The 12,321-nt window shown below is 70.2% G+C and carries 12 protein-coding genes; 1 reads left to right on the forward strand and 11 read right to left on the reverse strand.

Going from position 1 to position 12,321, the window contains the following annotated elements; genetic code table 11:
• Positions 1-86: 86 nt before the first annotated feature.
• Genes pyrF through pyrR form a run of 9 tightly spaced genes read right to left on the reverse strand, consistent with a single transcriptional unit; the run spans position 87 to position 10,434 of the window.
• Positions 87-935, reverse strand: coding sequence for an orotidine-5'-phosphate decarboxylase (gene pyrF, locus SD460_RS36230; protein WP_290055806.1), 849 nt, complete (start codon positions 933-935; stop codon positions 87-89).
• A complete protein-coding gene (gene carB / locus SD460_RS36235) occupies positions 932-4,246 on the reverse strand; it encodes a carbamoyl-phosphate synthase large subunit (protein ID WP_318307368.1) in 3,315 nt (1,104 codons plus the stop codon). Before carB ends, pyrF begins: the two co-directional genes overlap by 4 nt.
• Complete coding sequence (locus tag SD460_RS36240; RefSeq protein WP_290055803.1) at positions 4,246-4,857, reverse strand: DUF4276 family protein; 612 nt, start codon at positions 4,855-4,857, stop codon at positions 4,246-4,248. The genes carB and SD460_RS36240 overlap by 1 nt, the downstream gene beginning before the upstream one ends.
• Positions 4,854-6,014 (reverse strand): AAA family ATPase, encoded by a 1,161-nt coding sequence (locus SD460_RS36245; protein WP_290055801.1) that lies wholly within the window; start codon positions 6,012-6,014, stop codon positions 4,854-4,856. The genes SD460_RS36240 and SD460_RS36245 overlap by 4 nt, the downstream gene beginning before the upstream one ends.
• Positions 6,011-7,132 (reverse strand): glutamine-hydrolyzing carbamoyl-phosphate synthase small subunit, encoded by a 1,122-nt coding sequence (gene carA, locus SD460_RS36250; protein WP_290055800.1) that lies wholly within the window; start codon positions 7,130-7,132, stop codon positions 6,011-6,013. The genes SD460_RS36245 and carA overlap by 4 nt, the downstream gene beginning before the upstream one ends.
• Positions 7,129-7,623, reverse strand: a complete 495-nt coding sequence (locus SD460_RS36255; RefSeq protein WP_290055798.1) for a PH-like domain-containing protein — start codon at positions 7,621-7,623, stop codon at positions 7,129-7,131. Before SD460_RS36255 ends, carA begins: the two co-directional genes overlap by 4 nt.
• Positions 7,623-8,909, reverse strand: a complete 1,287-nt coding sequence (locus tag SD460_RS36260; protein ID WP_318307369.1) for a dihydroorotase — start codon at positions 8,907-8,909, stop codon at positions 7,623-7,625. Before SD460_RS36260 ends, SD460_RS36255 begins: the two co-directional genes overlap by 1 nt.
• On the reverse strand, positions 8,906-9,838 hold the full coding sequence (locus tag SD460_RS36265) for an aspartate carbamoyltransferase catalytic subunit (protein WP_160703076.1): 933 nt from the start codon (positions 9,836-9,838) through the stop codon (positions 8,906-8,908). Before SD460_RS36265 ends, SD460_RS36260 begins: the two co-directional genes overlap by 4 nt.
• Positions 9,835-10,434, reverse strand: a complete 600-nt coding sequence (gene pyrR / locus SD460_RS36270; protein WP_290055794.1) for a bifunctional pyr operon transcriptional regulator/uracil phosphoribosyltransferase PyrR — start codon at positions 10,432-10,434, stop codon at positions 9,835-9,837. The genes SD460_RS36265 and pyrR overlap by 4 nt, the downstream gene beginning before the upstream one ends.
• A 250-nt stretch (positions 10,435-10,684) precedes the next feature.
• On the opposite strand from pyrR, the gene bldD reads away from it, so the two are divergent.
• Entirely contained in the window at positions 10,685-11,173 is a 489-nt protein-coding gene (gene bldD, locus SD460_RS36275; RefSeq protein ID WP_020422358.1) for a transcriptional regulator BldD, read from the forward strand.
• A 90-nt stretch (positions 11,174-11,263) separates the two neighbouring features.
• Here bldD and nusB read toward each other — a convergent pair whose 3' ends face one another.
• Positions 11,264-11,719: a transcription antitermination factor NusB gene (gene nusB, locus SD460_RS36280; protein WP_086856367.1), complete on the reverse strand. Its 456-nt coding sequence runs from the start codon at positions 11,717-11,719 to the stop codon at positions 11,264-11,266.
• The gene (efp, locus tag SD460_RS36285) at positions 11,719-12,282 is read right to left on the reverse strand and encodes an elongation factor P (protein WP_155542394.1); all 564 of its coding nucleotides are present in this window, start codon (positions 12,280-12,282) and stop codon (positions 11,719-11,721) included. The genes nusB and efp overlap by 1 nt, the downstream gene beginning before the upstream one ends.
• Positions 12,283-12,321 lie beyond the last annotated feature (39 nt).

A 12,321-nucleotide genomic window follows, 5' to 3' on the forward strand; every position in this document is an offset into this window, starting at 1 on the left:
AATCTGGGTGGGTGACGCGACGGTACCCACCCGTGAGCACCGGCCACAATGCGGGGGTGCCTGGTGGGACCCGGTTCCGGCCCCTGCTATTGGCCGTTTTCCTGCGGGTCGGCCAGCACTTCGGCGACGCGTTCGACCGCTTGGCGCAAAGCCTGTTGCTCCGGACCGTGCTTCAGGATGTCGCGGGACGACGCGGGCAGCACACCCGGCAGCGAAGGCCCGAAAAGGGCCTTCAAATCGGCCGCAGTGGCTCCCTGGGCCCCGAAACCGGGCGCCAGCACCGGACCGTTCAGCCGCGAGAGATCGAGTTCTCCCGGCGAAATGGTGGCTCCGACCACCACGCCCACATCGCCGAGCGGTTCCGCCCCGTCGTTGAGCGCCGCCGCCGAGTCGACGATCGCCTGCGCCACCGTGCGCCCGTCGGGCAGCTTCGCGTTCTGCACCGCGGCCGCTTCGGGGTTCGAAGTCCGGGCAAGCACGAAGATGCCGCGCCCCGCCGAGACCGCCGTGGCGGCGCACTGCTCCAGCGAGCCGAACCCCAGGTACGGCGAGACGGTGATGGCGTCGGCCGCGATCGCGGCGCCGTCGGCCACGTACGCGGCCGTGTACGCCGCCATCGTGGAGCCGATGTCGCCGCGCTTGACGTCCAGCAGCACCAGCGCGCCGGCGTCCCGCGCGGTCTCCACCACCCGTTCCAGCACGCGGACACCGGCGGCCCCGAAACTTTCGAAGAACGCCGACTGCGGCTTCACGATCGCCGCGCGGGCCGCCAGGACCTCCGTGGCGGACAGCGCGAACCGTTCCAGGCCCGACGCGTCCACCGGGAGCCCCCAGGCCTCGATCAGGCCCGGGTGCGGGTCGATCCCGGCGCACAGCGGGCCGCGGGCCGCGACGGCCTTGGCCAGCCGCGCCCCGAACCGCTCCCCCGCCGTCACGACTTCGCCTTCAGCGCCGCCTGCAGCTCCTGTAGGGACTTGACGCCGATGTCGCCCCGGATGAGCGCCTCGATGCCGTGCACGGCCGCCGCGGCGCCCTGCACGGTCGTCACGCACGGGATGTCGCGCGACACCGCGGCGGTGCGGATTTCGTAGCCGTCGACGCGTGGACCGCTGTTCCCGTAAGGGGTGTTGATCACCATGTCGACGTCGCCGGCGAGGATGACGTCCACGATGTTCGGCTCGGCTTCGGTCGATCCCTCGTAGTGCTTGCGCACCACGGTGCACGCGACCCCGTTGCGCCGCAGCACTTCCGCGGTGCCGGACGTGGCGAGGATCTCGAACCCGAGGTCCGCCAGCCGCTTCACCGGGAACACCAGCGAGCGCTTGTCGCGGTTGGCGACCGAGACGAACACGCGCCCGGACGTCGGCAGCGAGCCGTACGCGCCGCTCTGTGACTTGGCGAAGGCCTTGCCGAAGGAGACGTCGACGCCCATCACCTCGCCGGTGGACTTCATCTCCGGGCCCAGCAAGGAATCCACGCCGTGGCCTTCGGGCGTGCGGAAGCGGTGGAAGGGCAGGACCGCTTCCTTGACCGCGACCGGCGAGTCGGCGGGCAGCCGGCCGCCGTCGCCGTCGGCCGGCAGGACACCGCTCTGTCGCAGGTCCTTGATCGTCGAGCCGGTCATGATCAGCGCGGCGGCCTTGGCCAGCGGCACCGCCGTCGCCTTGGAGACGAACGGGACCGTGCGCGACGCGCGCGGGTTGGCCTCCAGGACGTACAGGACGTCGTCCTTGAGCGCGTACTGGACGTTCAGGAGCCCGCGGACGCCGACGCCCCGGGCGATCGCCTCGGTGGAGCGGCGGACGGCCTGCAGGTCGGTGTGCCCGAGCGTGATCGGCGGCAGCGCGCACGAGGAGTCACCGGAGTGGATCCCGGCTTCCTCGATGTGTTCCATGACACCGCCGAGGTAGAGCTCCTCGCCGTCGAACAGCGCGTCGACGTCGATTTCGATGGCGTCGTCGAGGAATCGGTCGACCAGCACCGGGTGCTCGGGGTTGATCTCGGTGGCACGGCTGATGTACCCGGCGAGGGTTTCCTCGTCGTAGACGATCTCCATGCCGCGCCCGCCGAGCACGTACGACGGCCGCACGAGGACCGGGTAGCCGATCTCGTCGGCGATCCGCTTGGCGCCCTCGAACGACGTCGCCGTGCCGTAGCGCGGCGCGGGCAGGCCGGCGTCGGTGAGCACCTCGCCGAACGCGCCGCGGTCCTCGGCCAGGTGGATGGCCTCCGGCGGCGTCCCGACCACCGGGACACCGGCGTCGGCGAGCTTCTTCGCCAGCCCCAGCGGGGTCTGCCCGCCGAGCTGGACGATCACGCCGGCGACCGTGCCGGACGCCTGCTCGGCGTGCACGACCTCGAGGACGTCCTCGAAGGACAGCGGCTCGAAGTACAGGCGGTCGGAGGTGTCGTAGTCGGTGGAGACGGTTTCCGGGTTGCAGTTGACCATGACGGCCTCGAACCCGGCCTCCCGCAACGCGATCGCCGCGTGCACGCAGGAGTAGTCGAACTCGATGCCCTGGCCGATGCGGTTCGGGCCCGAGCCGAGGATGAGCACCTTCGGCTTGTCGCTCTGGACGGCCACCTCGGACTGCGCGTCGGGGTCGGACTCGTAGGCCGAGTAGTGGTACGGCGTCTTGGCGGCGAACTCGGCCGCGCAGGTGTCGACGGTCTTGAACACCGGCCGCACGCCGAGGCGGTGCCGCAGCGCGCGGACGCCGTCCTCGCCGGCCAGTTCCGGCCGCAGCGCGGCGATCTGGCGGTCGGAGAGGCCGGTGCGCTTGGCGCGGCGCAGCAGGTCGCCGTCGAGCACCGGCGCGTCACGGACTTCGGCGCCCACTTCGCCGATGAGGGCGATCTGGTCGATGAACCACGGGTCGATGCCGCTCGCCTCGTGGACCTGCGCGACGCTGGCGCCGAGCCGCAGGGCACGCTCCACTTCGTACAGCCGGCCCTCGTGCGGCGTGCGCAGGTCGTCCAAAGTGGACTCCAGCGTGACGCCCTCGGGGTCGGGCAGCGTCCAGAAGCCGGTGGCCTTGGTCTCGATCGACCGCATCACCTTGCCGAGCGCCTCGGGGAAGCTGCGGCCGAACGACATCGCCTCGCCGACGCTCTTCATCGTCGTGGTCAGCGTCGGGTCCGCGCCCGGGAACTTCTCGAAGGCGAACCGCGGCATCTTCACGACGACGTAGTCCAAGGTGGGCTCGAACGCCGCCGGGGTCTCGCCGGTGATGTCGTTGGTGATCTCGTCGAGGGTGTAGCCGATGGCGAGCTTCGCGGCGATCTTGGCGATCGGGAAGCCGGTGGCCTTGGACGCCAGCGCGGAGCTCCGCGACACCCGCGGGTTCATCTCGATGACGACCATCCGGCCGTCTTCGGGGTTGATCGCGAACTGGATGTTGCAGCCACCGGTGTCGACGCCGACCTCGCGCAGCACGGCGATGCCGACGTCGCGCATCACCTGGTACTCGCGGTCGGTGAGGGTCATGGTCGGCGCCACGGTGACGGAGTCGCCGGTGTGCACGCCCATCGCGTCGATGTTCTCGATCGAGCAGACGACCACGACGTTGTCGTGCTTGTCGCGCATCAGCTCGAGCTCGTACTCCTTCCAGCCGAGCACGCTCTCCTCGATGAGCACCTCGGTGACCGGGGATTCGGCGAGCCCGGTGGAGGCGAGCCGCTCGAGGTCCTCGGGCGTGTGCGCCATGCCGGACCCGAGCCCGCCCATGGTGAAGGACGGCCGGATGACCACCGGCAGGCCGAGTTCCTCGACGGTGTCGCGGACCTCGGCCATGTCGTGGCAGACGCGGGAGCGCGGGACCTCGGCACCGATGGTGCGCACGATGTCCTTGAACTTCTGCCGGTCCTCACCGCGCTGGATGGCGTCGATGTCCGCGCCGATCAGCTCGACGCCGTACTTGTCGAGCACCCCGCGCTCGTGCAGCGCGACAGCGCAGTTGAGCGCGGTCTGCCCGCCGAGGGTGGCGAGGATCGCGTCGGGCCGTTCTTCGGCGATGACCTTCTCGACGAAGTCCGGCGTGACCGGCTCGATGTAGGTGGCGTCGGCGAACTCGGGGTCGGTCATGATGGTGGCCGGGTTCGAGTTCACCAGTGACACGCGCAGGCCTTCGCTGCGCAGCACCCGGCAGGCCTGGGTACCGGAGTAGTCGAACTCCGCGGCCTGCCCGATCACGATCGGCCCGGAGCCGATCACCAGCACGTGCTGGATGTCCGTCCTCTTCGGCATCAGTTTCCTTCTTTCACCAGGCGCCGCAGACCGTCGCGGAAGACCTGGAAGCTTGTGGAACGGTTGTTCTCGATGTCCATGTGGGGCGCGATCTCGCGCGCTGCGAGTACCTTCGCGAGGCCCTTCCGGTGGTAGCCGTGCTTCTGCAGCACGTGCTCCAGGCCCTCCCAGGCACCGCCGGGAACGTTCTCCGGGTCGCGGAACTTCGTCTGGCTTCCCAAGCTCGGAGGCACCTTGGGGTAGGCCGCGTGCAGCGCGGGCACGTCGCCGAGGAACCAGGCCTCGAGCTCTTCGATCACGATGCGGAACAGCGTCGCGTCACCGGACAGTCCTGCTTCGCGCGCGATCTCGACCAGGCGGCTTTTGAGTTCGGCGCAGTCGTCGTCATCGCGGTCGAGCAAGACGACGATCCGCAAGCCCGCTTCGGCCCAGTAGTACGTGTAGTCCCGGAGCCGGACGGGCAGCTTGCGCAGCAGATCGGTCTTGCCGTTGAAGGGGACGATCCGGAAGCCCACGCCCGGAACGATCTTCGGGAGAAGCGTCTTCAACGCCTCTTCCGCGGAGGGTTCCTCGACGAGCACTTCGAGACGGCAGGGGGCGAGAACGGTCACGAGCGCTCCTCGAGCGGGTCACCGAACCGGAAGTACCCCTCGGTCCAGAGGTCGCCGAGGGCGCCTCCGGACTCGACCATGCGGACGACCGGTGCTTCGTCGGAGGCCCGTTTGGTCTCGGCGTAGCCGTCGTCGCCCCGGGCGAACGTCCAGACCTCGTCCGGTCGCAGGGCATCGACGAAGCGGGGCGCGTGGGTCGCGACGATCACCTGGTCGGCTCGTGCGCCGCGGGCGTCCTCGGCGAGTGAGTAGTGGAGCCGCGGGTGGACCTGGTTCTCGGGTTCTTCGAGAAGAAGGACCGAAGTGTCCGTGCGCAACGCCACCAGGTAGCCGAGCAGCAGCAGCGTGCCGTCGGAGATGTTCTCCGGGGCGATGAGGTCTTCCTTGCCCTGTTCGCGCAGGCGGACGATCCAGGCGCCGTTGCCCTGCTGGAAGGGCTCGATGTCGTCGAAGCCCGGGACATACCGCCGCAGCGAGGCCCGGATGTTTTCCCACTCGCCGGGGCGCTCGTCTCGGAGGCGCCGGACGATGGCGCCCACATTCCGGCCGTCCGGCTTGAGCCGGGACGCCCTCTCGTCCTTCGCGCCGTTGCGCATCGCATCGAGATCGAGGTCCGACAGGCCGATCTCGGCGATGAAGCGGTGGAACTCACCGACTTGAGCCGTGTTGGCGAGCTGGCTGACCACACTCACGCCGAGCAGATCCGGCGTGGCCAGCGAAAGAAGGCTTCCGACGGCGCCGATCCCGGTGACCGCTCCGACCCCACGCCGGAGGTCCAGGGTCTCGGAAGGCGCCTCGGCACCCTCCGGCTGCCAGGTCAGCTTCTCCTCGGCCACCACCAGCTCGTCGTTGTCGTGCTCGATGACGAGCCGGTACGCACCCACCGCGTTCACGATGCGGAACGTCAGCTCGATCTCGACCGGCCCGGCCGCGCCGTGGGTGACGATGTCGGCGGCACCCCCACGCCGGTCCCACGCCGAGCGCAGCCCGACCCGGAAGGACTCGGCGAGGAAATCCAGCGCGTCGAACACCGTGGACTTGCCACTCCCGTTCGGCCCCAGCAACGCCGTCACCGGCGTCAGACCGTCCAGCTCGACGTCCCGGAGCACCCGGAAGTTCCGGATCCGGATCCGCTCGATCCCGGTCGAGAGGGTCACGACCGCTTCTCCATGAGCGAAACGAAATCGTCGAACAGGGGCGCCGCGTCGTGGGGGCCGGCCGCGGCTTCGGGGTGGTACTGGACCGAGAACGCCGGGACGTCGAACGCCCGCAGGCCCTCGACCGCGCCGTCGTTCGCGCAGTAATGGCTGACCTGGGCCGCGCCGAACGGGGACTCGAAGCGCTGCCCGGGCTCGCCTTCGAGGGCGAAGCCGTGGTTCTGGGCCGTGATCGCCACCGACTTCGTGGCGACGTCGATCACCGGGATGTTGATGCCGCGGTGGCCGTAGCGCATCTTGTACGTGTCCAGGCCGAGCGCGCGGCCGAGGACCTGGTTGCCGAAGCAGATGCCGAACAGCGGGATCTCGCGGCCGAGGACCTGCTTGGTCAGCTCGGTCGCGTGGGTCGTCGTGGCCGGGTCGCCCGGGCCGTTCGACAGGAACACCCCGTCCGGCTCGACCGCCAGGACCTCTTCCAACGTCGACGTGGACGGCAGCACGTGCACCTCGATGCCGCGCTTGATCATCTGGCGGGGGGTGTTGGACTTGATGCCCAGGTCCAGCGCCACCACCCGGAAGCGCGTCTGCCCGGACGGCGAGACCACGTACGGCTTGGGCGTCGTGACCTGGCCGGCCAGGTCCGCACCTTCCATCTTCGGACTGGCCAGCACCTCGGCCACCATCTCGTCGACCGTGCCCAGCGCGTCACCGGAGAAGACCCCGGCGCGCATCGCGCCGAGCTCGCGCAGGTGGCGGGTCAGCGAGCGGGTGTCGACCTCGGCGATGCCGACGATGCCCTGGTTCACCAGCTCCTCGTCCAGCGTCCGGCGAGAGCGCCAGTTGGACGGCGTGCGCGCGGGGTCGCGCACCACGTAGCCGTTGACCCAGATCTTCGAGGACTCGTCGTCCTCGTCGTTCCAGCCGGTGTTGCCGATCTGCGGCGCGGTCTGCACCACGATCTGCCCGTGGTAGGACGGGTCGGTCAGCGTCTCCTGGTAGCCGGTCATGCCGGTGCAGAACACCGCCTCGCCGAGGGTCCGCCCCCGCGCGCCGTACGCAGCGCCGCGGAACACCCGGCCGTCTTCGAGCACCAGTGCGGCCTGAGCGCGCGCGTTCACTGGGCACCTCCCTTGATCTTGAGCTGTTCGATCCACTGTGGATAGTCGTCGAGTTCGTCGCCGCGGAAGCCGGTGTCGACCTCGGTTTCGCCGGCCCGCCAGGTGACGACGAGCAGGGCGTCGGTGCCCATCACCTTCCCGGCGATCCTGCTGTCGCGCCGGACGCCGGTGATCGCGTCGCGCGGGATCCAGAAGTCCGGAGCGCCGCCTCGCTCGACGGCGACGCCGCCGTCGTGGAGCCGCCAGGAAGCAGAGGTCCGCAGCCCCGCGCCGCGGGTGACGACCCGGTTCTGCCACTCCCCCGCGAACGTCGTGGCGACGTAGACGCCGGTGGACTCCAGCAGGACGGCACCCGGCTCCGACGGGATGGCCGGGAACGGCGGCACCTGCACGCTCTGCGAGCGCGCCTTGCGCCGCCAGCCCACGTACATGCCCCAGAGGCAGAGCAGGAAGAAGGCGACGATCGCCAGCACCAGCCAGAAGCGCTCCATCAGCAGACCTTCCCGTCCCGCGCGGTGAGCCGCCCGCGCAGCAGGGTCGCGGTCACCACACCGGGGAGCCGCATTCCCTCGTACGGGGTGTTGGCGGCGATGCTGGCCAGCTCCGCGCCCCGGACCGTCCACTCGGCGTCCGGGTCGACCAGCGTCAGGTTCGCCGGCTCGCCGGCCGCGATCGGCCGGCCGTGGTCGGCCAGGTTGCCGATCTCCGCGGGCCGCTCGCTCATCACGCGGGCGACGCCGCGCCAGTCGAGCAGCCCGGTCCGGACCATGGTCTCGGCCACGATGGACAGCGCCGTCTGCAGCCCGAGCATGCCCGGCCGGGCCGCGGTCCACTCGGTGTCCTTGTCCTGCACGGCGTGCGGCGCGTGGTCGGTGGCGACGCAGTCGATGGTCCCGTCGGCCAGCGCGGCCCGCAGCCGCGCGGTGTCTGATTTGGTGCGCAGCGGCGGGTTCACCTTGTTGACCGGGTCGTAGGTGGCCAGGCGCTCGTCGGTGAGCAGCAGGTGGTGCGGCGTGACCTCGGCCGACACCTTCGTCCCGCGGTCCTTGGCCCAGCGCAGGACGTCCGCGGTGCCCGAAGTGGACACGTGGCAGACGTGCAGCCGCGCGTTCGCGTGCAGTGCCAGGAGGCAGTCGCGCGCCACGATGGACTCCTCCGCGGCGGCGGGCCAGCCGGTGTAGCCGAGGCGGGCCGCGCGCTCGCCTTCGTGGGCTTGGGCGCCGACGGTCAGCCGCGGCTCCTCGGCGTGCTGCGCGATGACGACGTCGAGCGCGGTCGAGTACTCCAGCGCGCGGCGCATCAGCAGCGGGTCGGCGACGCAGAGGCCGTCGTCCGAGAAGACCTTGACCCGGGCCTGGGAGTTCGCCATCGTGCCCAGCTCGGCGAGCTTCTCGCCCTTGAGCCCGACGGTGACCGCGCCGACCGGGTGGACGTCGACCAGGCCGACCTCCTGCCCGCGCCGCCACACGTGCTCGACGATCACGGCGTTGTCGGCGACCGGGTCGGTGTTGGCCATGGCGAACACGGCGGTGTAGCCCCCGAGCGCCGCCGCGGCCGAGCCGGTGTCGATCGTTTCGGTGTCTTCGCGGCCGGGTTCACGCAGGTGAGTGTGCAGGTCGACGAAGCCGGGCAGCAGCACCTGCCCCGCGGCTTCGATGATCGAAGCGTCTTCCGGGACCTGGACGGCACCGATCGCGGTGATCACGCCGTCCTCGATCAGGACGTCGACCGGGTCGCCCTCGCCGTAGGGCCGGGCCCCCTTGATCACGGTGGTCACGCGGCGGCTCCTTCACTGGCCAAGAGGTGGTAGAGGACCGCCATGCGGACGTGGACGCCGTTGCGGACCTGTTCGGTGATGGCCGAGGCCGGGGAGTCGGCGACCGCCGAAGCGATCTCCATCCCGCGCAGCATCGGGCCGGGGTGCAGCACGACCGCGTGGTCCGGCAGCAGCTTCTGCCGCTTTTCCGAGAGGCCGTAGGCGATCGAGTACTCCCGGGCCGAAGGGAAGAAGCCGCCGTGCATCCGCTCGGCCTGGACCCGCAGCATCATGACCGCGTCGACCGCGGGCAGCTCGGCGTCCAGGTCGTGCGACACCGTGACGGGCAGGCTCTCGACGCCGTAGGGCAGCAGCGTCGGCGGCGCGACGAGCACCACCTCCGCGCCCAGGGCGGCGAGCAGGTGGATGTTCGAGCGCGCGACCCGGCTGTGCAGGACGTCGCCGACGATCGCGATCCGCCGGTCCTTGAGCGAGCCGAGCCGCTCCCGCAGCGTGGCCGCGTCGAGCAGCGCCTGCGTCGGGTGCTCGTGGGTGCCGTCACCGGCGTTGACCACCGAGGTGCCGGGCTCGGCGAGCCACTCCGAAAGCCGCTGGGCGGCACCGCTGGCGGGGTGCCGGACGATCACGCAGTCGGCGCCCGCGGCGGCCAGCGTCAGCGCCGTGTCGCGCAGCGATTCGCCCTTGTTGACCGAGGAGCTGGACGCGGAGACGTTGATCACGTCGGCGCTCATCCACTTCCCGGCGATCTCGAACGAGACCCGCGTGCGCGTCGAGTTTTCGTAGAACAGGGTGATCACCGTGCGGCCGCGCAGCGTCGGCAGCTTCTTCACCTCGCGGCCGAGCAGCGTGTGCTTCAGCTCGTCGGCGGTGTCCAGCACGGCGGTGGCCAGCGCCGGGTCGAGCCCGTCGGTGGCGAGCAGGTGTTTCAAGACTCTTCTCCAGGAACTTCGGTCGCGCGCAGCAGGACGGCGTCGCGGCCGTCGATCTCGGCCAGCAGGACGGACACGCCCTCGGTGCGGGCGGTCGGCACGTTCTTGCCCACGTAGTCGGCGCGGATCGGCAGCTCACGGTGACCTCGGTCGACCAGCACCGCCAGCTGCACCGCGCGGGGACGGCCGTGATCACGGAGGGCATCGAGCGCGGCCCGGATCGTGCGGCCGGAGAAGAGGACGTCGTCGACCAGGATCACCACCCGGTCGTCGATGCCGCCGGCGGGCAGCTGCGTCTGTTCGAGCGCGCGCGGCGGGCGGCGGCGGAGGTCGTCCCGGTAGAGGGTGACGTCGAGGGCGCCGGTCGGCGGGCGGACTCCGGAGAATTCACCGATCTTGTCGGCGAGGCGGGCCGCGAGGGGGGTGCCGCGACTGGGGATCCCCAGCAACACGGGCGGGGTAGTGCTCTCCGCACCGTTCGCGGTCTTTTCGATGACCTGATGGGCCATTCGGGCGATCGTGCGCGCGACATCGCCGGCCGTCAGGAGCTCTCGCTCCCCGGCCGAACCAGCCGCGCCACGCGGACGTGACGACACTTCGGACTCCTTCCCCGCCTCACCGGACGGGTCCTTAAAGGACGTCTGTTCCCCTGCTGGTCGGGGCTTTCGCACCGACAGTAGCAGGCACTTTGCTCAGTCTTACGGGTGGTGTGGCGTGATTCGCGGCAAGCTTCTGCTTGACCTGGTGACAACAATGCGTAACCATTACTCTGAGTATTCGACTCAGCGAGTCCCCTGGACCGGTCACCCCCGACCGGTCGGGGGGTGAAGAACGGAGAACGACCAGATGGGCGATTACGCCAAGGCGCTCGGGGCCAAGCTCCGCGGGATCCGCCAGCAGCAGGGCCTGTCCCTGCACGGGGTCGAGCAGAAGTCCGGTGGGCGCTGGAAGGCCGTCGTCGTCGGCTCGTACGAGCGTGGCGACCGTGCCGTCACCGTGCAGAAGCTGGCCGAGCTGGCCGACTTCTACGGTGTGCCGGTGGTCGAGCTGCTGCCCGAGGGCCGGGTCCCCTCCGGTGCCGAGCCCGCCACCAAGATCGTGATCAACCTCGAGCGCCTCCAGCAGCTGCCTGCCGAAAAGGTGGGCCCGCTGGCCCGCTACGCGGCGACGATCCAGAGCCAGCGCGGCGACTACAACGGCAAGGTGCTCTCGATCCGCACCGAGGACCTGCGGTCGCTGGCGATCATCTACGACATGACGCCGGGCGAGCTGACCGAGCAGCTCATCGACTGGGGTGTGCTCCCGCCGGAGGCGCGTCCCGCCAAGGAAGACTGATCGCGAGGTGTGTTGCGCCGACGCAGTGAGCGTTCCCCGGTGGGGCACCGGAGACGCTCACTGACCTCGTCGGGGGGCTCGCAGCAGTACCTAGAGAACCGCGCGCAGGCGGTCGGCGATCGTGCCGATGCGGCCCAGCACGCCGTTCACGAACCGCGGCGAATCGTCCGTGGAGAGTTCTTTCGCCAGGCCGACGGCCTCGTCGATCGCGACCGGGTCCGGCACGTCCTCGGCCCAGAGCAGCTCGTAGACACCGACCCGCAGCACCGCGAGGTCGACCTTCGGCATCCGCTCCAGGGTCCAGCCCTGCGCGTGCTCGGCCAGCAGCTCGTCGATCTGCGGCTTCCGGCCGGTGACCCCCTCGACCAGGCTGATCGTGTAGTCCGCGATCGGGTCGACCTCGGTCGCACCGACCCGGTCGGCCAGCAGCGTCACCGCGTCGGTGTCGCGCTGCGCGGCCTCGTACAGCATTTCCACCGCGCGACGGCGCGCCTGCCTGCGGCTGATCGCGCCGCCGCGGTTCGGGTGGGGTTTCGAAGTCGGCATCAGCTGGAGACGCGGCCCAGGTAACGGCCGTCGCGGGTGTCGACCTTGATCTTCTCGCCGGTGGACAGGAACAGCGGGACCTGGATCTCCGCGCCGGTCTCCAGCGTCGCCGGCTTGGTGCCGCCGGTGGAGCGGTCGCCCTGCAGGCCCGGGTCGGTGTGCTGGATGACGATCTCGACCGAGGTCGGGAGCTCGACGTAGAGCGCCTCGTTCTCGTGCACCGCGACCTGGACCTCGGTGTTTTCGAGCATGTAGTTGGCGTTGTCGCCGACGACCGCGGCCAGCACGGTGATCTGGTCGTAGGTGTCGCCGTCCATGAACACGAAGTCCTGGCCGTCCTTGTACAGGTAGGTCATGTTCCGGCGGTCCACCGTGGCCGTCTCGACCTTCGTGCCCGCGTTGAACGTCTTGTCGACCACCTTGCCGGTGAGGACGTGCTTGAGCGTCGTGCGCACGAACGCACCGCCCTTGCCCGGCTTGACGTGCTGGAACGCGGTGACGGTCCACAGCTGGCCCTCGAGGTTGAGGACGAGCCCGTTCTTCAGGTCGTTGGTCGTGGCCACGAGCTTGCAGTCTCCTGTGTCGATCTTCGGTTCGGGGCC

This window comes from Amycolatopsis solani, assembly GCF_033441515.1.
In the GTDB taxonomy this organism is placed as follows: domain Bacteria; phylum Actinomycetota; class Actinomycetes; order Mycobacteriales; family Pseudonocardiaceae; genus Amycolatopsis; species Amycolatopsis solani.

Bases quoted from the DNA above. Each gene is read 5' to 3' on its own strand.
- carB (WP_318307368.1), bottom strand. From the start codon at position 4,246: ATGCCGAAGAGGACGGACATCCAGCACGTGCTGGTGATCGGCTCCGGG.
- SD460_RS36255 (WP_290055798.1), bottom strand. From the start codon at position 7,623: ATGGAGCGCTTCTGGCTGGTGCTGGCGATCGTCGCCTTCTTCCTGCTC.
- bldD (WP_020422358.1), top strand. From the start codon at position 10,685: ATGGGCGATTACGCCAAGGCGCTCGGGGCCAAGCTCCGCGGGATCCGC.
- nusB (WP_086856367.1), bottom strand. From the start codon at position 11,719: ATGCCGACTTCGAAACCCCACCCGAACCGCGGCGGCGCGATCAGCCGC.